Raw genomic sequence first — 20,223 nt, forward strand, 5'->3', positions numbered from 1 at the left:
GGGCTACCTCCGCTGAAAGTGCTTGTAGATCGCGGCCACCGAAGCGGCCCGCTTTCCGGCCTTCGGTTTGGCCTTGGCCTTGATCTGCGGGCGGGGGAACGGCGGGATCTTCGGGGCCTTGCCCTTGCCCCACTGCCCCGTGGCGCGCGTGTTCTGGTTCACCGCGTCGAAGATGTCTGCGGCCATGTGGCGATCGACGCCCCAGCCGAAGTGCTCCCGGCCGCCGGACGCGAGGGCGACGGTCAAGGAGGTGTCAGGCAGCCTCTGCACCAAGGCGAGGACCAACGCGGGCGAGGGCCCGCGGCCTGCGATCACGTCGGCAAGATCAACGCCGTAGTAGAAGCGCAGGTCCGCATACAGGCCCTCGCCGAAGTCGTCGATCAGGTGGCAGAGGCCGAGGCTTCCCCCACCTGGGCACCCTTGCCGTACCGGTCGAAGATCTCGGCTAGGACAGCGAGGTCGCCGCCAACCTCCTTGAGGAGCTTGTCAGCAGCCTTCGGGTGCTCGGCGACGAGACGGATCGCCTCGGACAGAAGCTCTTCCTGGTCAGCGTCCTCGCCGCCCATGCGGTCCTGGAGCTGCGACAGCGCCGTGCGCTTCGCCTTCGGCAGGCGGAGCGGATTGAGGAGGCGAATGGTGTCGTCGCCGAGCTCGATGTCTGTGCTGCCGTACTTGGCCTCGGCGGCGGTGCGGATGTTGTCGAGGGAGAAAGAAGCCATGGGGGTGCGGACCTCCGGAAGTTGGGGCGGACCGAGAAAGGGGAGGGCCCGGTGTGAACGGGGTCCGCGTGCGCTCGCACCGGGGGCTGGGAAGGGGTCAGGCGGCCGGGCCGGTCACCCAGTTCGAGCCGTCCCAGTGCGCCTTCGAGCTGTCGCCGAGCACGACGTGCTGACCGGCAGACCAAGCGCTCGACGGGGTGGCGATCACCGCGCCGAGAGCGGCGAGGTCAACAGGGGCGACGGCTCCGGCCGGGGTGTACGTGCCAGGCGAACCGGCCGTAGCGCCGGTCGCAACCGTTCCGCCGAGCGGAGTCACCGCGTACGTCCAGGAGTTGTTGCCGAGCGTCATCGGCTTCACGCCGAGCGGCAGACCCGCGAGAGACTCGGTGTCCGCAATCGCCATGTCGTCGTTGCGGTAAATCTCCGCCTTGGGGGCGTAGAACGCGAAGTGGTTCTCACCGTCGATGAAGATGGCGAGAAATGCCGACTGAGTGGGCACCGGATCGGCAGGCACGCCGACCGAACCATCCGGAAGGATCGGCGCGTTGGCGCCGAAATAGAGCTTCAGTCCAGTCGTGTCGAACTGCTGAAGCGTGAAGGTCATGGTCTCAGTACGAGCCGAATACTTCGTTCGCAGAGACTTGTTCTGGAGGGTGCCGATGGTGGTGGCCTCGCCGCCTTCGGACGTGATGCCGAAAACGTCCTCAAGACTCGTGTGGCCAACGGACTGCCACGGGGAAACAGGCACCAGAAGGTCATCGGGCATGGCGGTACCGACCGGCGCGGTCAGGTAATTGCCACTCCCAACGACAAGGGTTGCATTGTCGTTCAGCGCCAAGGGGCGCACTCCTTACTGGGGGATTTCAGGGAGGGGGGTAGGGGCGCGTCCGCGGCTTCCGGATCTGGATGTCGTAGATCGACTCGTAACGCCACACGTCCGTGGGGAGGTCCGCGTACTGCACGGGACCGGTGGCCGTGGCCCAGTCGCTTGCCCGGCGAGGGGATGAGTTCATGTCGACGCGGGTGATGTGCCCCCGGCCGGGGATGACTTGAGGCTTGAGCCAGGCATCCCGCAGGGTGACACGCACGGCTTCGCTCAGGATCGCGGCGTCTTCGTCGCCGTTGGGATCGGGCGCGAAGGCGTTGATCACCACTCGCGCCGAGTCCGTGAAGCGCGTGTCGGCAGACCATTGACCGAAGGACGGATCGCGGCGGATCAGCACCAGAGGAAACTTCTCGTGCTGGTCGATGAGGGACTTCACACGAATGCCCGGAAGACCCTTGCGGAGGATGGCCAGCAAGAGGTCTTCGACGGGGGAGAGCTCGGCGAGGGCCTTGATGTGGTCTGGTATGCCGGCCACTTAGTCGACCTTCACCTTGCCCTTCCTTTTCTTGGGAAGGTTCGATGCAGTGGCCAGGACGTACAGGCCATCCATCTCGGGTACGACGTCCAGGAACTCGTTCCCGTGCTTGTCCTTGCGGACGACCACGGAAGCCTTGCGCCCGTACTCGATCGACATGGCGGCCCTTTGGCCGCGATCGTCGGAGAGGATGACGTACTTGTCGACCTTCCCCTCCTCTATGAGGATTTCCGAATGACCGTCGGCGCGGTGCTGCTGAAGAATCTCCTCGGCGCGGACGGCAATCTCGAAGGTCCGCGCTTCGAGTTCGGCCTGTACGCCCTCATTCAGGGCGATGACCTTTGAGAGCTTCCTACCGCCGACGCTGTTGTAGATGTTCGCCATCAGGGCCGCTCCCGTATGTCGATGCTCCAGTGACGGGTGCGGCGGTCGCCGTGGTGGTAGGAGGGAGGGGACACGATGTCCCACTCACGGCCGTTGTACTCCACGCGTGACCACAGGGAGACGCCCGTGAGATGGGCGTCGACCACCATCCTGGTGACGTTGATCTGCTGCTGACCCGGCACCTCCGCCTTGGAGGAGCGTTGAGGGATGAAGGCCGCCCGAACCGAGATCGGGCCCTCGGGGTCGGCCACGACGACTTTGTTGCCTCGGTTGTCGACGACTTCGACCGTTCGCCAGACGCGCGCCTTCTGGCCGCGTCGTCGTTGCACGCTCACCAGGGGCTCGCTTGGTCAGCGAACAGCGGGAAGGGGTCGCCGCCGTAGTCGACGGGGACCGAGGACCGGCCGGGGCGGAGCCGCGTACCCCAGGCCGAGACGGGGACGCTGCTGAGACCTCGCCTGCGACCTGCTAGCTCCTCCAGGAGCCGGATCTCCTCGCGCGTGAAGTAGATGGAGCCCGCGTCGCGACCGATGTCCGACCAGGCGAGCGTCTCGTCTCCCGCCCGGCTCTGCGTGTAGCCGTTCGGGTTGCGCATGTACCTCGCCGCGGACTTCAGCACGAGCGTCTTCACCAGGCGAGGAGCCGTGGCCTCCGGCCACTCCCGCCCGTACGTCACCGCCAAGTCGGAGGCATCCTCCAACGCCGCTGAGGCGATGCGGAGTTCGTCCTCGTCCAACTCCCAGTCGAGGCGGCCCTTCAGCTCGTCGAGCGTCGCGTACGCCACGTCTCAACCTCCTTTCGGGCAGGCCAAGCAGGGGCCGGCACACATGGCGCCGGCCCCTGCGCGGCGGGTATCAGGCGTTGGCCGGGTCGTCCTCCGGCTTCGGGCCGGTCGGAGTCCAGACCTTCGCGTCGGAGACACCCGTGATCTTGGCCAGCTCGGAGGCGGCCTCGGGGTAGTCGCTCTTGCCGTCGAGGGAGAGCTTGATACCGCGCACGAAGTGCTCCTGCGTCGAGATGATCTCCTTCTCGGCGGCGTCGTCCCAGCCGACAAGGATGTCCGTCACGGAGCGGAAGCCGTTGTACGTGTTCACGACCGAGCGGTCCTGGAGGTACAGCGAGTCGTAGTCGCGAATCCAGCGGAGAGCGATGCCCTCGAAGCTGGTGGTGGCGCCATACGGAACGGACTGCGGGACGCTCGGGGCGCCGGACAGGAAGATGAAGGCGCTGGAGGCGAAGGCGTATGCGGCGTCGCTCGGAATGGTCTGGTCGACGATGATCCGGAAGCCGAACCGCTCGCCCAGCGTCGCGGTGCGAAGCGCGGACTCAGCCTCCGAATCGCCCACGTTCTGCGCCAGGTTGAGCTTCTCGTCGTTCAGTAGCGCCGACTCGAAGTCGGAGCCGACCAGGAGATAGCGGCCCTCGCGCGGGGCGTGGAAGGCGTTGAGGACGCGTCGGGCCTCGATGAGCGCGGAGCGGAGGTTCTGGGCCGCGTTGCCGATGGTGACGTTGTACGCCTGGCCGGTCAGGGTCTTCACCGCGCGGCGCTGAAGGCCGCGGGAGACCGCCTTGACCTGCGGGCGGAGCAGCTTCGACCACTGGTCGATATCGAAGTCGTTCTGCTCGTCGGTCAGCTTGACGGCGCTGTAGGAGTTGCCGCCGAAACTCACAGCGATCTTGCGCTCGCTGTACTCGTCGAACTGGATCGGCTGACTGCGGTCGTTGCGCCACGCGTAGTCGTGGAACGGCAGGATGCCTTCGACCTTCATGGAGATGGTGTCGTTCTCGGCGCCCTTGAAGGCGTCGAGTCCCTGCTTCTGGAACAGGTTCGGGATGATCAACTCCTGTTCGAGCATCCCGACTGCGGTGTTCACGAGCTTCTGCGGCTTGACGACCTGGTGCTGTGCGGTGGGCAAAAGAGCTACTCCGGGGGCATAGGGAAACCCCCGGCCGGTCGGCTCGGGGGGGCTAGGGAAAACGTCCCTTCACGGCGCTAAACGCGCCGAGTGCGGCGAGCGAGCTTGCGCGGGTCCATCTCGCCGTCGTCCTCGTCGGACGGATTCAGGCCGCCACCGAGAGACGGGGGAGCCTTCGGGGCGAGCAGCATCTGAAGCGCCTTCGCGTCGCTCTCCAGCTCCTCGGGCGTCTCGCCGCGCAGACGGGAGGCGAGGTCGTCAGGAAGCTCGAACCTCCGGGCGACTGAGCCGACGAGGACCGAGCGTTCGAGCTCCGCGTCCTTCGCCTTGACCTCGGCGAGCGCGGCCTCGAACTCCTCCGGCGACTTCGCCTCGGAGAGCTTCGACTCGGCGTCACGGAGCCGCGTGCGGTACGAGGCGGCCTCGCCCCGCACCTTGGTCAGTTCCTTGCGCGCCCACTCGGGCAGGTCGCTTTCCGAAGCGCCGGCCTGCGACTCCGGAGAGGGCGATTCGCCCTGGAGCTGCTCGTGTTCACTGGTCTGCTCGTCGGTCGGGGCAGGGGTCTGTTCGGACACGGGTCACGCCTCCTGGGCTGTGGTCGTGGATCGCCGCGCCTCCTGGGCTGCGGCCTTGTGTGCTTCGCGCTGCTTTTGGCGGATGAAGCGCCGCCAAGCGCTCACCGCAGCCTTGCCGCTAAGTCCTCGGGTGACCTTGGGCCACTGGGCCTCGCACTCGCGGGACAGGGCGAACAGCTCGGATGAGCCGTACTGCTGCCAGGAGAAGACCGGCATCGCGTAGCAGTGGCAGTTGTCGTGGTAGCGGTCGCCGTCCGCGAAGGTGGCGGACTCGCGGCTCTTGTAGACCGGGCCCCGGCTGATCAGCATCGCGCACCAGCCGCACGGTGTCCCTGTGCGAGACAGCCGGACGTACCCGAGGGATCGGCGATCACGCCGCATGTGGTTCCACGTCGTTGACCGGCCGCCGTTCATCGCAACTCGGCTGGCGGCTGCGGCCTGTTGAGCGCCTGCCTGCCGGTGAGCCTCGGCGCGCTGCCGATCGGCGTCCTTCGCGGCCTGCTCGTCGTCGACCTGGGACAGCCGCCGGTCGAGGTTCTGTGTGCCGAGCGCATCCAGGACCGTGCGGAGTTCTTCCTCCGCTTCCCGCTCGATGCGCTCCTCTTCCTCGCGGAGACCGTCGAGCTCCTCGACGAGCACCCTTTCCCAGTCGTCGTCTCCGTCGTCGAGCTCCGGACCGTCGTCGACCTTGGGCGTCTCCGGGGCATCCTGATCGGCGGGGCCGGACTCATCATCATGGGCGGACGGGGCTTCCCCGGACTCGCCGGTCGCGGCCCCGCCCGCCTGATCGTTGCCGGGTGAATAGGTGCCGGCCAGCGCGGCGAACTCCCGCCGGAGGTCGCCGAGCGTGACGTGCGTCGGCTCCGGGTGGTACGGGTCGGCGACGGTGCGGCCCGTCTGAAGGGCGCGGGCGAGCCTGTAGTAGGCCCGAGCGAGGTCGCGCGACATGCGCCGCCTCGACATAACCAGCGTGATTGCCTTTCGCAGCCAGCCCGACGCCGTAGCCGCGCGCTGCGCGGCCGGAACCTCGTTCCACAGGGACAGGGCCTCGACCGTGGTCTTCGCGCCGATCTGGCTCAGCGCGACATGGAAGGCCACTGATGCCCGATCGGTCTCCGCCTGCCGTGCTGCACTGGTCATGCCGCAACCGCCGCAGGTGCGACCGGGACTTCAGGTGTGGCCCGGGTCAGTGCGGTGGCCAACTGTCCCACCGAGTCGTCCTCTTCGGCCGTCCGCTCCCAGTCCTCAAGCTCGGTCTGTGTGACGCCGGGGACGCGTCGCCACAGGCCACGGGCAGGAATGCCGAGCTGCTCGCGGAGCTTGCCGAGCGCATCGGCTGCCTGAGCCAGGGACCGCGACTCCATGTCGCGCCAGATGACCTCGCCCTTGAAGTCGATGGCGGAGTGGCCGGCCAGTTCGGCGGCCAGGCGGAACACCCTCTCCCAGCTCTCCCCGAAGGCCGTACGGAACTCGGCGATCTTGCGGCTCAGGGCCGTCTCGGCAGCAAGAAGGGCCTCGGCCGACAGGTTCGCGATCTGGCCGAGTAGGTGGTGCGGTGGGGTCTGGCTGACTGCGGCCAAGTGTCTTATGGACATGTCCACGCTGTCGATGAACCCGCCGAGCGGAGTCTCGTCGAGGCTTCCGAAACGGACGTCCGGGTCCTCGGCGAACAGGAACCGGCGGGCGTTGTGGTTGATCGGCAGGGGGATGGGGTTGCCCTGCGCGTCGAGGACCGGTTCGCCCGTTTCGAGGTCGCGCTGAATGGGCGGCGCCATCCCCGTGGCTGTCCGGACCTTCACCGAGGCGTACGTCTGCGCAACAAGCAAGTCGAAGATCGTCTGATTGATTCGGTCTTGCAGGGCGATCATCGGCTCGATCACTCCGAGCGTGCGCCCCTCAAGGTCGACGAGGGAAGCGAACCGGGTCACCGGGCACTCCGACGAGCCGTGTCGCCGCAGCGAGGCGACCGTGATGCTCTTCTCGTCGTCCAGGCCACGGAACGTCACGGCATACTCGTGCGCGGCATCCCACATCCGCGCCTTGCCGCGCGTATCGCCCGACGGCCAGGCGGTGACCGTCAGCGCCGCGTGCGGGGTGTCATCATTCGCTGGGTCCTCGTACAGAGCGGCCGTCCGGAGCGCGGATAGCCCCTTCGTGCGCACCAGTCCGTCCTTGTCGTCCCGCTCGGTGACGGTGAAGGCGTGGCCGTACGCCAGAGCTCCCCGATAGACGGCGGCCTGGCGAGCATCGAGACGCGACCGCTGCCAGTGCTCCCACTCCGGCGAGGTCGTCTCGACCTCGGCCAGCAACCCGTCCTCGGTGCTGCCCGGCCGGAACCCATCGACGTACAGGGCCTGGGCCGGGGTGCCGACGAGCAACGGCATCCAGTTCGAGACCGCGCGGCGCGCGAGGAGCCGGTACTCGTCGTCGGCCTGTGGCGGCATGTACGGGTCGTCATGACGGCCGTGGAGGTAGTCGTCGACCCTCTTCAGCCGGTCGCCGTCCCGATTCAGGATGGCGAGGAGCTGCCGCGCGAGCGCGGCGGGCGAAACGGAGGCAGTCAAGAGACACCACCCTTGCTAAGATCTCGCAATCGGTTAAAGGAAAAAGCCCCGGCCGGTCCGCTTGCGGACCTTCTTGCCACGGGCGCGCAGATCGACCAGGGCCTCGTGCGCGAGCATCAGCGCGGCGTAGGCGTCGATCTTCCTGGGTGACTCGCGGCTCTCCTTGCCGAACGAGACTCCGTAGTTGTTGGTGCGGCGCATTGCGTTCAGCGAGTGTCGGCGGAGCTTGCGGTCGCCGTCGTGTTTGAGCTTGCGGTCAAAGACCGAGCGCATCAGCCGTTCGTGCGCGAGCGTCGACAGCTTCAAACTGGAGCGCATGTCCCAGCCGATACGGTCCTTGCCCGGCGCCTTCACGGCCAGGCCCTCGCCGTACGTGGCGTCCCACTCGGAGATGTACGACTCCCACAGCGCCACGTCGGCGTAGAAGCCCTGCACCTCGAACACACGGAACGCCTCATGCACGGCCGAGTCGACCCGCTCACGGGGGACGATCCAGCCGTCACCCTTCGGACCGTCCGGCTTCTCCCACAGACCGAGGATGAAGGCCGCCATGTCCTTCGTACGGAGCGCGACCAGAGCGGTCGCGTCGTCCGTCTTGCCGCCGTCGAAGCCGAGCGTGATCTCGTCACCAGGCTGGAGCAGCAACGTCTCGTCGCGGAGCACATCCCATTCGGCCGGGCCGTACAGGGCATCCTCGGATGCAACGATCTGGTTCAGCCACATCCGTCGCGAGCGGCTCGGCGCCATCGTCGTATCGAGGATCGACTGAAGGATCGTTTCGACGCGCAGCCACACCGCGTCACCGCGGATCTTCGGCAGGACAATGCGCATGGCTTCGGGCGTCAGAGGGGTCGCGGGGTGCGCCTCGATCGAGTCGTACATGAAGCCGACGTCCACGGCCCGGCCGTCGAGGATCTTCTCGTACGCCTCGCGCATCTTCTCGGCGACGCTGTCCTCCCCGGGGAGGTAGGCGTTCGTGATCGCGAGGTAACGGCTGTCCTTCTTGGTGGCGTTGCCGTCGATCGTCTCGTACATGCGGTCGCCGTTGTTGCCAGTCACCCAGTGGTGCGTTTCGTTGAGCACCGTGAACGTGACTCGGCCGCCCTCAAGGGCTCGGAACGACGAGGTGACCGCTTCGAGCCTCTGCCGGCCGCCGTTGGCGCGGATCAGCTCGGCCCCTGCCTTGATGCCGTACGTCTCGATCATCTTGTCCGAGATCAGAGACGGCATCAGGGTCATGGTGTTGCGAGTCTGGTCGCGGGACACGGCTGCGATCTGCACCCACGCCTGGGGATGTGGGACGCCGACCGGCTGTCCGCTGTCCCAGTGGGAGAAGCGGGACGGCCCGACGAACTCAACCAGGGAGATCACTGCGAGGAGGGGGTCCTTACCGGGTTAGCCCCAGCCCTTGAGCCGTTGAAGGACGCCCTTCCGGTGTGTGAACCGGCCGGACTCGTCAACGGCGTACCAGTGAAGAACGAAGCGGAGCTGCTCGCGCGTGAAGCGCCAGGGCCCGCCGTCCTCGGCCTTCAGGTACTCGGCGCACCATCCGGCGATCTGCCACCCGAGGGTGTGCTCGGGCAGCTTCCACGCGCCATCAGGCTCGCGCTGCCAGGTGGGGCCAAGGAAGGACGGTTCGAGGGCATCGATCTCTTCTGCTGTCAGGGCTGCGATGGGTCTCACCCCCTCGGGTAACTCAGGGGGAGCGGCGGTCAGTCGAGGCCGAGATCCCGCTTGTAGTCGGCGATGGCGAGTACAGCAGCGGACTGTTCCTCTGCCTCGGGCTCGTGAAGCTCGATGCGCACACGACGCCGGTCGCCTTCGGTAACGAGAAGCCGTTCAAAGGCCGAATAGATGGTCTGAAGCATCTGGCCGGAACGTTTGCCAGCCTTCTTGTAATAGCTGAGGTCTTCGCACAGCGAGTAGGCGAAAGCCCAGTCGCTGTTCTGGTAGAAGTCGGACTGGCCGGAGGACTTCAGCGAGTCCCACAGGCGCTTTGCGATCGGGTGCCAATTCCGGTCGGCATTGGGGACCTTGACGTCTCGGAGGACACCCTTGGTCACCGACTGGACATCACTACCCTTGCGTTCGCGGGGGCGGGCGAGATCCGCCTCGCGGTTCGGTACGGGGCCAGGGATCTCGCCCACCTCCTTTCAAGTCAAGGGCCCCCGAGGGAGGGGAGACCTCGGGGGCCGGCGCGGCTCAACAGGCTCGAAGCCCAGAGCTCTGCGCGCTCACAGCAGGCCCGGATGAGACTCGGTCCTGCGGAACTTGCGGTCTTGGCGCCGACGTACGGCAGCCTTGACCGTGGCTCCCTCTCGGGAGGACTTGACCCGGTGATGCCACCCGCAGAGCGATGTCAGGTTGGCCTCTCGATGGTCGTCACCGGGTCGAATGTGGTCCACGTCGGTGGCTGGCTCGGCACACCGCACGCCGTATTGGTCTCTGGCTGTGCACTCATGGCCGTCGCGGTTCAGGACGCGGCGCCGAATCTTCTCCCAGTTCGCTGGCAGACGTTCTCTTCGACTTGAAGTAGACCAAGCCAACTTCCCTCCCTATTACTTGACATTCCTCAAGGAGGAGAGCAGCGGCGAAGGTCTTCTCCGAGGGGCCCCGAAGGGGCCAAAGGGAGAAAGTCGCAGCGGCGAAGGAGATTCGATCTGTGGGCCCCGAAGGGGCCCCAATGGGCGAGGAACTTAATTCGCTCAAGCCTCTACTTATATATACGGAGCGGTGGCTTCTTTTCGGAAAGGAGCCAGCAGGTGACGCCCGTCACATCCGATGGCGAGATCTTGGCTCAGTCGTCACCGCGCTGGACATGCAGTCAAAGTATCGCGTAGGTTGCGCAGCATCCAAGCAAACGGCCCCGGGTCGTAGGTGCGCGAACACCTCGCCGGGGCCGACACCGAGAGGGGTTGTCTCTCGATGCGCGTGCATCGTAACCGCCACGACCACGCCTTCGTGGTCGTGCCCAACCAGGCCGCACGGCATAAGAAGCTGTCGCTGGTCGCCCGCGGCCTACTCGTCACGCTCCTGTCCATGCCCGACGACGCGAAGGTCACTGTCGAGTCACTCGCCGACGCCGTAGAGGAAGGGCGGGCAGCCGTCTCCAAGGCGTTCCGGCAGCTCGAAGCAGCGGGCTACTTCCGCCGCGAGCGCTTCCAGAACCCCAGCACCGGCACGTGGTGCACGGAGACCCATGTCACCGATCTTCCGACTGACCACATTCCGGCGGTCGGTAAGCCGGACGGTCGGCCCATCGGCGGCTCTCCCAAGGGAGAAAAGAACCAGGGGAAGAACCTCCTCCCCGACCCCTCCGCCGCTGACAGCGAGGGCACCAAGCAGGCCAGGGCCCGCGAGGAGGAGGAAGTCCCCAACACCAAGCACAACCCGGCAGACGCCGAAACCGGCCGAGCCGCCCAGGCGCTCGCCGCACTCGGCGAAGCCGACCGGCGCCTGAAGCTCAGCACCAGCGAAGTGCTCCGCCTGGCCCCGCTCGCCGCCGCCTGGCTCACCGAGGGCCACAGCGCCCTGAAGATCACCAACGCCTTGACCACCCGACTCCCTGAACAGGTCGACAGCGCCGCAGCGCTCATCTCCTACCGGCTGAAGAACCAAATGCCCGCCCGGCCGCAGCCGAGGCCGAAGCCTGCCCCGGACACCCGCGCTCGCTGCGAGGTCTGCCGCGCGCCATTCCCGCTCGGCCGCCGAGGCACCGTGTGCGGTGCTTGCCGCGATGAACTCGACCGCGCCGCCGCCTTCCTTGGCACTGACAGCGACACGCCTGCGCCCCAGGTCGACGAAGCCATCGACACCAACACGCGGGGCCGCGCCCTCGTCCGCGCCGCCCTGGCCGCTGCCTGACCGCCACCGGTAGACCTGAAAGGCAAGCCCATGTCTTCGATGCACATGCCCTGGTACGCCCGCTCCGTCTTCACCGGCGGTCGTCCGCTCGTCCTCGTCGCCGCCCTCGTCATGTCCGTGCCTGGCGAGATCCGCATGGCAGAACTGGCAGGCTGGCACGGCTGGATCACCTGGCTCATGCCGGTGTCCATCTCCGCCTACGCCGCGTGCGCCGCTGTCATCTCCGAAGTGCGCCGCCGCGCCCAAGCGCCAGGCCGTGTCACTGCCACCATAGGCGCCGGAGCCGCCCTCGGGCTGGCACTGTCAGCTCAGGTCGTGGCACACCTGATTGACAGGAGCTACATGGCAACGTCCCCGCTACTCGTCGCCGTCGTATCAGCGGTGCCGCCACTCGTCGTGGCACACATGCTCCACATGGCGGCGACCCCGCCGGCCTCCGTGACAGCCGAGCAGCGCATCACCGAGCTGGAGGAGTCCCTCCTCCTCATGGCAACCGACCTCGCCGAGTCGCTCGACCTCGAAGGCCGAGTCCTCCTCTCCAAGGCTCATGGCGTCAAGAACACCCTCGACGAGCTGACCGAGGCGGCCGAGGAGCTGACAGTCGCAGCCGACGAATTGGCAGAGGAACTGATCGGCGAAGTGGCAACCGCCGGGGTGTCAGAGCCCAAGCCCTGCCACAACGGCAGTGCCAAGAAGGCGGTCCCCCTGACAGTCGTGAAGGAGACCGTCGCCGCCATGGTGTCCGAAGGCACGAAGGTCAACGGCAAGACCTTGGCGGAACGCCTCGGTTGCTCAGAGCGGACCGGATACCGCTACCTCGGCGCAGTTCAGGCGGCCTGAGTCACCGCCCGCTCCAAGGTACGGCGGCCCTCGCTGAGGCGACGGCAATCAGACAAATCGGTGCGTTCTTTGGCGCGCGTGCGGGCCCGTTTGCCCAGGTGGCAGGCGGGCCCTTCGTCATTGGTCGACCCTGGAACCGTGGCAGTTTTCGAGCGGCTAAGACGTGGCGGTCGGCGCTTTCGCGTACCGGGGGTCATACCCCCACCCCGCACGGTCCGGCCGGGGCCTCCGCTACCCTCGCGCGCCACGCACTGACGCACACCCCCCGCACCCCCAAGGCGGACAACCGGCCCACGATTGCGAGACTTGCGCTTACTCGCCGACGTGTGCCAAGCTCTGACTCGTCGCCAACACCGACCGGCCGCAAGGCAGGCAGGCAAGGCGGCAAGCGGACAGGTCAACGGGCAAGGCGCGCAGCGCAGAACCCAAGGCTGAGCCGCTTCGAGTTCCAGCGAAAGCGAGAACTTGACTCGAACGGAAGCCGCCGACTACGGTGGGGACCACGCCGAACCGGGCAACCGAGAACGGGCCGCACGATGCGGCGCCGCCAACTGCCTGGCAAGGCGGTCAAGTTGAAGCGAATGCGAGAACTTGGCAGACCGAGGAAGATCCGCTAGGGTCGGAACCACCGCAAGGCCGACAGGCCGGGCGGAAATGACCATCACGCCAGCATCCGGGCATCGGGTGCCCCACCCCCGAGGGAGCGGGGGGCCGCTCTGCAAAGCGAGCTGTTGCAGGGAGTACGGCAAGGTCAGCGCGAGAAGCGAAGACCGCAGTGCCCGAGCGCTCCGAGTGCGCTGAACTCGGGCCTGGCTGGGCGACTGGCCAGGGGCGGCCGGACCGAGGCCACCCCGAGAGGGGTTGGTACAGAAAGGCACCGCCCGATCCTTGAGAACTCAACAGTGAACGCGAATAGTTCGCAGCCATCGAGCCGCCTGAGATGCCCATGTGGGGCGGGCGGTCGGCGTCCTGGATTGCCCATTGGGGCGGGATGCCTGGCTGTGCTGATCGAAGAGAAGCGACGGCGTGACTGCGCCTGACACATTGTCGAACGTGAATGCACCCGCCGGGCTCCGGTCCGGTGGGGTGCTGCGACCCAAGCGAGAGGGTGTGGCGCTTGGGTGGCAGCACTCCATCAAGAGGTGGGGTGTATGTCGGGGCCGGCCGAGGGCCGACCCCTATCTGAAATGGGGATACATGTCCGCCACCACGTTCAAGGCTCAGGGTGTCAGCCTCGCGAAGAAGGTCGACGTTCTGACGAACCCGGACCTCTGGGAGCAGAACGCCAACCTGTCGAACCGACTCTTCGAGGTGGCTCGTGAGCTGGATGCGCTGAAGCGTGAGGTCGCTGAGGCCGAGGAGGGTGAGATCGAGCTGATCCGCATGGTGTTCGCCATGGCTGACCAGCGTGAGCTTGCTGCCCTCGTGGCGACCGCTCGTCAGGACGCCATCGACGATCTGAAGCGCGAGCTGGCGCAGATGACTGCGTACCGCAACCACTACAAGGCTCAGGCCGAGGAGTGGCGGCGCAAGTACGAGGTGCTGCGCGCTTCTTGATGGCCGATTGCGAGAACTTAGCAAAGTGGCAGTCGCTCTCATCGGAAGTGTGAGCGGCTGCCCGCCGAGTCGAAGCGAGGACCCATGCCGATCGAGGTCGGTTTCCGCACCGGGGGCTACTCCCGACTGCTGCACGTGAAGCGAGGCCAGCTCGGAACGTCCGCCGTGGCGCGGTGCGGTGCCGGAATGACGGTCACCGAACCGGCGCCGAAGCGCGGCGAATTCAGCCGCTGGTGCCCGATGTGCTCGGGCCAGAAGTCCAGGGCCTTCGCGGGCGTCTGGCAACTGGCCAGCTAGGCGAAACGCCTTGTCCCCGCACGCCAGCGGTGGGCAGGGCGTCCGGCCGGGGTGGTGCCCGGCTGCTGACGATGCCAGCCGCATCAAGCATGAACAGGGGTCACATGAGTGCCCAAGTCGTAAACCCGAGTGAGGCCGCGTACTGCCTGTACTTGGTCATCGGGAAGGGGGACCGGACTACCGGAACCCAGACTGACGACGTTTGGCTCTACCTGTCGGATGAACCCGACGACGCCGAGGAATACGTCCCCGAGGGTTGGTACCTGATTGAGGACCAGTCCGAGGAGATCGTTCGCGGATACCACGATTGCGACTGTTGCGGCATCCAGGTCATTGATCGCCGTCAGTGCCGCGAGTGTCGAGAAAACCCGGACACCTGCGATCCGGCCGTGACATGGCACTGCTTCACGAATTACTGCGACGGGTCCGGGTGCACCTTCGAGGGTGAATGCGAGCCTGCGCACGAGGTGCGTGTGTGGCGCGAAACCGGTGACCTCGTGGGGCTGTGGGAGGTCAAGGCCGAAGGGCCGGAGCGCGTCGTCGTGACGCAGTCCGAAGGATACGAGCGCGACGCCGAATCGATCTTCACAAGCCTGTGGTCCGCCTGGCAGTACGCCCAGGGCTGCGCCGACATGCACGCCACGACTCTCCGCCAGGAGTGCGAGTGCGGCGAGGACGACTGTGGAGTCATCCACGAGCACGGGATCTCCGTTCAGGAGGTCACTTCCAACCGCGACCTGGCTCGCGCTTAATCCCCCGTTCTGCCGCCCCTTCTCAATTACTCCCCCTTGGGGAGGGGCGGCTTCAACCTGCTCGAAAGCGAGAAATGATGCTGCACCCCGACGAGATGGCCGCCTTTTCTAGTCTGGCGACCGGTGCGCTCGGCTTGGTTCTCCGATTCGACGATGTGGTGGTGGCCGGGCTTTTCCTGCCCGGAGTCGATGAGCCCTTCATGGAGACGGCCTTCACCTTCGAGGACGACGACCACGAAACCCGCAAGGCAGCAGCGGAGGCGAAGTTCAACGACCTCTTCATCAAGCACCTGCTGACCGGTTGGGACCTCATAAGCGCCACCTGATGCAAAGGCGAAACCCCTTCGGGGGTCGGGGCGGGGTGGTGCCCGCTTCCTGACGATGCCAGCCGCATCAAGATTTACGAGGTAGACATGAACGACAACGAGCAGTCGAACCCGATGCTCGCGAGGATTCGCGCACTTCTGGCCAAGGCCGAAGACACCGCCGCCTCCGCCGAAGAGGCCAAGGCGTACTTCGCGAAGGCCGCTGAGCTGATGGCGAAGTATGGAATTGAGCGGGCCATGCTCGCCGATTCCGACCCGGCCTTGGACCGTCCCGGTGACCGCGTGATCGTCGTCGAGGGGAACTACGCCAACGACCGGATATACCTGCTCGGTTACATCGCCGATGTGCTGAACTGCCACGGCATCACGAAGGACAAGAGCCGGGGGAAGGCGGAGGTTCACCTCTTCGGCTACGAGTCCGACCTTGACCGTGTGGAGTTGCTGTTTACCTCGCTACTCCTCCAGATGTTCAACGGCATGCGCCAGGGCCGCCCCGCCCCTGGCGAGAGCACGATTACCTACCGGAAGTCCTGGGTGGCCGGATTCATCCTGACCGTCCACAAGCGACTTCAGGAGATCGAGGCCCGCGCACGGCAGGAAGCTCCAGCATCGGCTTCGGGACGCTCCGCCGAACTGGTCGTCGCCGACCGCAAGGCCGTGACCATGGCGCGCTTCAACGCCGCCTACCCCGACAGCCGGAAGGGCGGGGGTACCAGGCGACGCGGAACCGGCCTCAAGGCCGGGCAGGAAGCAGGCCGCCGCGCCGACCTCGGACAGACCCGTGTCGGTCAACGCCGCCGTGCACTGAGCGTCTGACCCCTCACCCATCGGCCGCCCCTGCTCCCTTCTGTACGGACGGGGGCGGCCCCCTGAAGACACCTCCCCGAGCTTGAAAGACCGACATGGACAGCACCAAGGATTCAATCCGCACCGTCCTGAAGATGTGCCGCGAAGTCACCGCGTGGCGCGAGGACTTCGACCCCGGCACCGCCGAGTGGTACACCCTGGTTGCCCTTGCCCAGGAAACGCACAGGCTCCTGATCAGCCTCCCCGCCGAGCTGCTTCCCGAAGAGGAGCAGCCGAGCCCGGCCATGGCCGAGATCCTCGACGCCCTCCAGGAATCCACCAAGGAGGACGCCAAGTGACCTGGCGATACGACGTGTACGTGTGCCCCGACTCGGATGCCCTGAGTCACGGTCTCTACTGCCACGACCGCATGGAGAAGGCCGAGGGGACCTTCCTCGACTACGGGTACCGCGACGCCTTTCGGCTCGCTCACGACCAGGCCGAGGAAAGCGGGCACGCGGCCGTCTGGACGACCTCCCCGCACACCGGGAACACCGTCCTCTCGTACCAGCACATCCGCGGTGGCGGCCCCTGCGAGACCTGCCCGCCGAAGGTGCGCGGGCGCGGCCCCTGGACGACTCACGTCCTCGGAGATCAGTTCATGTGCGCTAACTGCGCCACCCAGGCCCGGCGCCGCGTCGCAGCAGATCGCCTCTGGTCCGAGGACGAATGCCCCTGGTACTGGCCGGTCCTCGACCGTGCGCTGAAGGACTAGTTCATGACCGACCGCAACACCGAACCGTGCTTCGAGTGCGGGCTCGTGCCCGAGCTCCTCGACGAAGACCTGACCTGCACCCCCTGCCGTGCACGCATCCGATTGGAGAAGAAGTGACGACCGTAACCGAGCCCGAGACCGTCACCCTGACCATCCGCTTCGAGGTCACCGAGACCACGGTCACCGACGTGGAGTCCACCGTCACGGTTCCCGCCGACATCGCCGATGACGACGAGGCCCTTCAGGACTGGCTCGATGAGAACGAGGACCAGTGGATTGACGACCTCGACACCGACGACGCCCACGACGTCGCCCGTGATGTGACCGACGTGTACGGCACCGACGCCTGATCTCCCGTGAACCAAGACGCCCGCCCCTTGCCATCGGAAGTGGCGAGGGACGGGCGCCCGGCGAAACCCGCTGGTGAGGCGGGTCGCGAAGCGGTGGTGCGCTTCGCCTGATGATGCCAGCCAGCATCGCCTTCAAGGATACGTACGATGCGCTCACGCTCTACCCATGGCGCCGTAGGCTTCAATGCCTCGGGCGCCAGGTTCTTCGCCAACGACACCTTCCATGTGGTCGTCACCTGGGGCGGTGGTCGAGCCGCCGCCCACATGCGGCAGGCACAACCGACCATCCACTTCTCGCACGAGATGAAGTGGGCCCACAACCCCGAAGACGTCGACCCGAACGCCCTTCTTGACGAGGTGCTCCAGCACGCCCAGCTCGCGGTCCGGCCGGAAGCCGCGGATCACCTTGCCGTCCAGGAACTCAGGAACCAGCACGAACCCCTCGACTGGTACCCGCCTACCGCTATGCCCGCCCGCGACCGCGCTCGGTACGGACTGATGGGCGATGCCGCATGAACGGCCCCAGCCATCTGGGCTGCCCCCGCTGCCGCATATCCCTGTCGATCCGCCTCACCGTTCGAGAGTGGGCCGTCTGCAACCTGTGCGGATACGGCGGACTCTGGGGCGAGTTCATGTTCTGTGACTGCTTCGGCTATGACTGCCTGTTCGAAGACGAGGGCGAGTGATGCTCACCGCTCCGTTCACCCTCGACACGGCCGGGGCACTCGGAACCCCCGAGGAACTGGACCTCGACAACCTGTCGCCCAACGAGTTGGAGGAGGTCGCGGCGCCCTGGCCGGTGCACTGGCTCTTCGCTCCTCAGCCTGGCGACCCCGACCGAGTGGTCAACCTCTTTGCGGGGCCCGGTGGTTGGGATGCCGGAGTGCGCGACGTGCTCCAACACGACCTCGACGTTGTTGGCGTCGAAGTACACAAGGACGCGTCGGCCACCGCTCGCGCAGCGGGGTTCAAACGCATCGTCGCGGACGTTCGGACTCTCGACCCGAAGCATCCGGCCCTCCGCTGGGTGCGCGGGCTGCTCGTCTCGGCTCCCTGCCAGTGTTGGACCCCGGCCGGGAAGAGAGCTGGGCAGGACCCGCGCAACCAGGAACTTCTCCTGGACGTGTTCACCGCTGCCTTCGAGGCGACCTTCGGGCACTGGCATGAATCCCGTCCCTGCGAGTGGGAGGGCGATTGCCTGGTCTGCGACGACCCTGAGTGGGATGGATACGCCGGATTCACCGGGCCCCTGCTCACCCTGGATGAGGTACGGGCCCCGATAGCCGAGATGACCGACGAACGGATCGGCCTGCTCGCCGAGGTGCTCATCTGGTCGCTCACCCTCACCGCACAGTGGGACAACCTCCGCTGGCTGGCCATGGAGCAGAGCTCGGCCCTGCCGGAGACCATCCTCGACGGGATACGTGAAGAGCTCTGGTCGGCGGACTGGTGCAGTGCCGAGTACCGCGTGCTGGATGCCGTGGACTACGGACTCGCGTCCCGACGCAAGCGCGTCTTCCTCATGGCCGCCCGGCACTCCTACGTCGACATGGCCGCCCTGATCCCCCAGGAACCCTTGCCGACCACCACAGCCGCCGAGGCCCTCGGTTGGCCCGCAGGCATCCGCGTCAACACGCGAGGCGTTCGTAAGACGGCGGGCGGCAACTGCTGGAGCGCGGACAAACCCGCGACCGGCATCACCAGCAAAATCCGCGGTTGGTACTGGGAACACGACAAGGACCGCAAGTTCAACCTCGACGAGGCAGCGCTCCTGGTCGGTTTCGCGCCCGGCTACCCCTGGACCGGCTCCCGCTCGTCCTGCACGCAGCAGATTGGCGATGTCGTCGCCCCGCCCATGGGCTGCGTCGTCATCGGCTCGCTCCTCAAAGAGCCGTGGGAGCACAAGCTCCGCATCCATCTCAGCAAGATCTACGGCCACCCTGCCGACGCATCACCGAAGGAGAGTCACATGGACAGCACGAACACCACCGAGGTAGAGACCGAGTACGGGAAGGTCACCGTCCGCCGCGTGGCGAGCGACACGGCACCGAAGGACAAGAGGGACTGGACCATCTCCTACGAGGTCACAGGCCCACGCATGAAGGGCCTGGTGCACATCCAGCCCCAGTTCCGGACGGACGACTTCGAGGTGTTGCCCAGCCAGGTCGCGGTAATGATGAGCTCGAACCGGTACAGCGAGACCCACGCCGAGTTCACCGTGAACGGTGTCGAGTTGGACGACACGCAACTGTTCCACATCGCGGAGCCCAGCGACGCCCAGCGCTTCGACTTCTGGCGAAGGACCGGTGAGCACCGTCGTTCGGAGCTGTCCGATGCAGGGACCGCACGAACCCGTGCCGGCCTCCGGGCCGTCCTCGAAACGCACTTCGCTGATGAGCTGCTCGTACACGACCAGGCAACCGCGTATGCCAGGGCTCGCCACCGATCCCGCACGTTCGATACCCGCCGCAGCCTGGATGCGAAGATCGCGGAAGCTGAGGAGCTGGAGCAGACGATCGAGGGCATACGCCACCGCCTGGGCCTGCTTGGCGACCTGGAGGAGATCGCCGCCGCACAGCGCCCGGCCGGACCCCCGGAGGACGCACCCGAGGACACCCCCGGGGACGTCGTGGAGCTCAAGTCGGAACCCGAAAGCGGGGAAGTGCCGATCGCCGAACTCCGGGCCGGGGAGGAGGTAAGGGCCACGGGCAACAACACCATGGGTCGCACTGTGACCAGGGTCGGCGTGCTCCTGGTCGAACCGAAGCAGGTCACTGTGCAGGACTGGGGGCGGCGCGTGACCAAGTGGCGCCTCTACATCGACGAGCCCGGCAGCGCCCCCACCCGCTCGAACTCGGTCACGCTGTGGCCCCACGAGACGGCGGAAAGGCTCGGCGCCCCTGCGCGCGAACTGGCTACCGCAGCGTGAAGCACCAGCTCCGGAGACGGCCCGAGCAGCGGCTTCAATGCCTACGCTGCCGGGCCGCCTTCACCGACGAAACCTCCGCCCAGCGCTCGACGTTCCCATGCCCGGACGAGCCCTTGGTGCACGGTCTCCTCGGCCAGCGTGAGCACATTCGATACCCCACCTGGTCCAAGGACCGGAGCTGCGCCGTCTGGAACTGCCCCGACCTCGACCCATCGCACAACTGGCACG

27 protein-coding genes and 3 other RNA genes are annotated in these 20,223 nt (G+C 66.6%); 16 read left to right on the forward strand and 14 right to left on the reverse strand.

All coding sequences use genetic code 11. From position 1 onward, the window contains the following. Positions 1 to 3: 3 nt before the first annotated feature. The 14 genes from AQI95_RS09545 to AQI95_RS09605 all read right to left on the reverse strand — a co-directional run bounded on the left by AQI95_RS09545 (position 4) and on the right by AQI95_RS09605 (position 9,666). Positions 4 to 246 (reverse strand): hypothetical protein, encoded by a 243-nt coding sequence (locus tag AQI95_RS09545; RefSeq protein ID WP_229852570.1) that lies wholly within the window; start codon positions 244 to 246, stop codon positions 4 to 6. 134 nt (positions 247 to 380) lie between these two features. Then, the gene (locus tag AQI95_RS09550) at positions 381 to 719 is read right to left on the reverse strand and encodes a phage tail assembly protein (RefSeq protein WP_067120246.1); all 339 of its coding nucleotides are present in this window, start codon (positions 717 to 719) and stop codon (positions 381 to 383) included. 97 nt (positions 720 to 816) lie between these two features. Further along, complete coding sequence (locus tag AQI95_RS09555) at positions 817 to 1,557, reverse strand: phage tail tube protein (protein WP_067120248.1); 741 nt, start codon at positions 1,555 to 1,557, stop codon at positions 817 to 819. A 25-nt stretch (positions 1,558 to 1,582) separates the two neighbouring features. Then, positions 1,583 to 2,020 carry a hypothetical protein gene (locus tag AQI95_RS09560; RefSeq protein ID WP_244188682.1) on the reverse strand — a complete coding sequence of 146 codons (438 nt, stop codon included), beginning with the start codon at positions 2,018 to 2,020 and terminating at the stop codon, positions 1,583 to 1,585. Positions 2,021 to 2,080: 60 nt separating this feature from the next. Then, the gene (locus AQI95_RS09565; RefSeq protein WP_067120252.1) at positions 2,081 to 2,464 is read right to left on the reverse strand and encodes a DUF5403 family protein; all 384 of its coding nucleotides are present in this window, start codon (positions 2,462 to 2,464) and stop codon (positions 2,081 to 2,083) included. Then, complete coding sequence (locus AQI95_RS09570) at positions 2,464 to 2,793, reverse strand: head-tail adaptor protein (RefSeq protein WP_229852569.1); 330 nt, start codon at positions 2,791 to 2,793, stop codon at positions 2,464 to 2,466. Before AQI95_RS09570 ends, AQI95_RS09565 begins: the two co-directional genes overlap by 1 nt. A gap of 2 nt (positions 2,794 to 2,795) precedes the next feature. Then, complete coding sequence (locus AQI95_RS09575; RefSeq protein ID WP_067120256.1) at positions 2,796 to 3,248, reverse strand: hypothetical protein; 453 nt, start codon at positions 3,246 to 3,248, stop codon at positions 2,796 to 2,798. A 70-nt stretch (positions 3,249 to 3,318) separates the two neighbouring features. Then, positions 3,319 to 4,380, reverse strand: coding sequence for a P22 phage major capsid protein family protein (locus AQI95_RS09580; RefSeq protein ID WP_067120258.1), 1,062 nt, complete (start codon positions 4,378 to 4,380; stop codon positions 3,319 to 3,321). 77 nt (positions 4,381 to 4,457) lie between these two features. Further along, on the reverse strand, positions 4,458 to 4,955 hold the full coding sequence (locus AQI95_RS09585; RefSeq protein WP_067120260.1) for a hypothetical protein: 498 nt from the start codon (positions 4,953 to 4,955) through the stop codon (positions 4,458 to 4,460). 3 nt (positions 4,956 to 4,958) lie between these two features. Continuing rightward, positions 4,959 to 6,053, reverse strand: coding sequence for a VG15 protein (locus AQI95_RS09590; RefSeq protein ID WP_244188683.1), 1,095 nt, complete (start codon positions 6,051 to 6,053; stop codon positions 4,959 to 4,961). 38 nt (positions 6,054 to 6,091) lie between these two features. Further along, positions 6,092 to 7,519, reverse strand: a complete 1,428-nt coding sequence (locus tag AQI95_RS09595) for a phage portal protein (RefSeq protein ID WP_067120263.1) — start codon at positions 7,517 to 7,519, stop codon at positions 6,092 to 6,094. 33 nt (positions 7,520 to 7,552) lie between these two features. Then, a complete protein-coding gene (locus tag AQI95_RS09600) occupies positions 7,553 to 8,890 on the reverse strand; it encodes a terminase (RefSeq protein WP_244188684.1) in 1,338 nt (445 codons plus the stop codon). Between the two features lie 24 nt (positions 8,891 to 8,914). Further along, a complete protein-coding gene (locus tag AQI95_RS48880; protein ID WP_229852564.1) occupies positions 8,915 to 9,202 on the reverse strand; it encodes a hypothetical protein in 288 nt (95 codons plus the stop codon). A gap of 29 nt (positions 9,203 to 9,231) precedes the next feature. Next, complete coding sequence (locus tag AQI95_RS09605) at positions 9,232 to 9,666, reverse strand: phage terminase small subunit (RefSeq protein WP_229852562.1); 435 nt, start codon at positions 9,664 to 9,666, stop codon at positions 9,232 to 9,234. A 730-nt stretch (positions 9,667 to 10,396) separates the two neighbouring features. Between AQI95_RS09605 and AQI95_RS09610 the strand changes: the two genes are divergently transcribed. The 16 genes from AQI95_RS09610 to AQI95_RS09680 all read left to right on the forward strand — a co-directional run bounded on the left by AQI95_RS09610 (position 10,397) and on the right by AQI95_RS09680 (position 19,995). Continuing rightward, positions 10,397 to 11,383, forward strand: a complete 987-nt coding sequence (locus tag AQI95_RS09610) for a hypothetical protein (protein WP_159056492.1) — start codon at positions 10,397 to 10,399, stop codon at positions 11,381 to 11,383. Between the two features lie 30 nt (positions 11,384 to 11,413). Then, positions 11,414 to 12,223, forward strand: a complete 810-nt coding sequence (locus AQI95_RS09615; RefSeq protein WP_067120269.1) for a hypothetical protein — start codon at positions 11,414 to 11,416, stop codon at positions 12,221 to 12,223. 1,197 nt (positions 12,224 to 13,420) lie between these two features. Then, the gene (locus AQI95_RS09620; protein ID WP_067120271.1) at positions 13,421 to 13,780 is read left to right on the forward strand and encodes a hypothetical protein; all 360 of its coding nucleotides are present in this window, start codon (positions 13,421 to 13,423) and stop codon (positions 13,778 to 13,780) included. An 84-nt stretch (positions 13,781 to 13,864) separates the two neighbouring features. Further along, entirely contained in the window at positions 13,865 to 14,077 is a 213-nt protein-coding gene (locus tag AQI95_RS09625) for a hypothetical protein (protein ID WP_067120273.1), read from the forward strand. Beyond that, an RNA gene (locus tag AQI95_RS09630) (hammerhead ribozyme type II) lies at positions 14,076 to 14,161 on the forward strand. Before AQI95_RS09625 ends, AQI95_RS09630 begins: the two co-directional genes overlap by 2 nt. Before the next feature lie 20 nt (positions 14,162 to 14,181). Then, on the forward strand, positions 14,182 to 14,829 hold the full coding sequence (locus tag AQI95_RS09635; RefSeq protein ID WP_067120275.1) for a hypothetical protein: 648 nt from the start codon (positions 14,182 to 14,184) through the stop codon (positions 14,827 to 14,829). A 74-nt stretch (positions 14,830 to 14,903) separates the two neighbouring features. Then, positions 14,904 to 15,155: a hypothetical protein gene (locus AQI95_RS09640; protein WP_067120277.1), complete on the forward strand. Its 252-nt coding sequence runs from the start codon at positions 14,904 to 14,906 to the stop codon at positions 15,153 to 15,155. A gap of 5 nt (positions 15,156 to 15,160) precedes the next feature. After that, an RNA gene (locus tag AQI95_RS09645) (hammerhead ribozyme type II) lies at positions 15,161 to 15,223 on the forward strand. 19 nt (positions 15,224 to 15,242) lie between these two features. Then, the gene (locus tag AQI95_RS09650; protein ID WP_067120279.1) at positions 15,243 to 15,971 is read left to right on the forward strand and encodes a DUF2786 domain-containing protein; all 729 of its coding nucleotides are present in this window, start codon (positions 15,243 to 15,245) and stop codon (positions 15,969 to 15,971) included. An 86-nt stretch (positions 15,972 to 16,057) separates the two neighbouring features. Then, positions 16,058 to 16,300, forward strand: coding sequence for a hypothetical protein (locus AQI95_RS09655; RefSeq protein WP_067120281.1), 243 nt, complete (start codon positions 16,058 to 16,060; stop codon positions 16,298 to 16,300). After that, positions 16,297 to 16,716: a hypothetical protein gene (locus AQI95_RS09660; RefSeq protein ID WP_067120283.1), complete on the forward strand. Its 420-nt coding sequence runs from the start codon at positions 16,297 to 16,299 to the stop codon at positions 16,714 to 16,716. The genes AQI95_RS09655 and AQI95_RS09660 overlap by 4 nt, the downstream gene beginning before the upstream one ends. 113 nt (positions 16,717 to 16,829) lie before the next feature. Next, positions 16,830 to 17,066: a hypothetical protein gene (locus AQI95_RS09665; RefSeq protein WP_067120285.1), complete on the forward strand. Its 237-nt coding sequence runs from the start codon at positions 16,830 to 16,832 to the stop codon at positions 17,064 to 17,066. Between the two features lie 58 nt (positions 17,067 to 17,124). Further along, positions 17,125 to 17,192, forward strand: an RNA gene (locus AQI95_RS09670) — hammerhead ribozyme type II. 21 nt (positions 17,193 to 17,213) lie between these two features. Beyond that, positions 17,214 to 17,582, forward strand: coding sequence for a hypothetical protein (locus AQI95_RS09675; protein WP_067120287.1), 369 nt, complete (start codon positions 17,214 to 17,216; stop codon positions 17,580 to 17,582). Further along, complete coding sequence (locus AQI95_RS47275) at positions 17,579 to 17,752, forward strand: hypothetical protein (RefSeq protein ID WP_159056493.1); 174 nt, start codon at positions 17,579 to 17,581, stop codon at positions 17,750 to 17,752. The genes AQI95_RS09675 and AQI95_RS47275 overlap by 4 nt, the downstream gene beginning before the upstream one ends. Further along, on the forward strand, positions 17,752 to 19,995 hold the full coding sequence (locus tag AQI95_RS09680; RefSeq protein WP_067120289.1) for a DNA cytosine methyltransferase: 2,244 nt from the start codon (positions 17,752 to 17,754) through the stop codon (positions 19,993 to 19,995). The genes AQI95_RS47275 and AQI95_RS09680 overlap by 1 nt, the downstream gene beginning before the upstream one ends. Positions 19,996 to 20,223: the final 228 nt, after the last annotated feature.

The organism is Streptomyces yokosukanensis (assembly GCF_001514035.1).
Lineage (GTDB): Bacteria > Actinomycetota > Actinomycetes > Streptomycetales > Streptomycetaceae > Streptomyces > Streptomyces yokosukanensis.

Bases quoted from the DNA above. Each gene is read 5' to 3' on its own strand.
- AQI95_RS09550 (WP_067120246.1), bottom strand. From the start codon at position 719: ATGGCTTCTTTCTCCCTCGACAACATCCGCACCGCCGCCGAGGCCAAG.
- AQI95_RS09565 (WP_067120252.1), bottom strand. From the start codon at position 2,464: ATGGCGAACATCTACAACAGCGTCGGCGGTAGGAAGCTCTCAAAGGTC.
- AQI95_RS09615 (WP_067120269.1), top strand. From the start codon at position 11,414: ATGTCTTCGATGCACATGCCCTGGTACGCCCGCTCCGTCTTCACCGGC.
- AQI95_RS09620 (WP_067120271.1), top strand. From the start codon at position 13,421: ATGTCCGCCACCACGTTCAAGGCTCAGGGTGTCAGCCTCGCGAAGAAG.
- AQI95_RS09625 (WP_067120273.1), top strand. From the start codon at position 13,865: ATGCCGATCGAGGTCGGTTTCCGCACCGGGGGCTACTCCCGACTGCTG.
- AQI95_RS09635 (WP_067120275.1), top strand. From the start codon at position 14,182: ATGAGTGCCCAAGTCGTAAACCCGAGTGAGGCCGCGTACTGCCTGTAC.
- AQI95_RS09640 (WP_067120277.1), top strand. From the start codon at position 14,904: ATGATGCTGCACCCCGACGAGATGGCCGCCTTTTCTAGTCTGGCGACC.
- AQI95_RS09650 (WP_067120279.1), top strand. From the start codon at position 15,243: ATGAACGACAACGAGCAGTCGAACCCGATGCTCGCGAGGATTCGCGCA.
- AQI95_RS09655 (WP_067120281.1), top strand. From the start codon at position 16,058: ATGGACAGCACCAAGGATTCAATCCGCACCGTCCTGAAGATGTGCCGC.
- AQI95_RS09675 (WP_067120287.1), top strand. From the start codon at position 17,214: ATGCGCTCACGCTCTACCCATGGCGCCGTAGGCTTCAATGCCTCGGGC.
- AQI95_RS47275 (WP_159056493.1), top strand. From the start codon at position 17,579: ATGAACGGCCCCAGCCATCTGGGCTGCCCCCGCTGCCGCATATCCCTG.
- AQI95_RS09680 (WP_067120289.1), top strand. From the start codon at position 17,752: ATGCTCACCGCTCCGTTCACCCTCGACACGGCCGGGGCACTCGGAACC.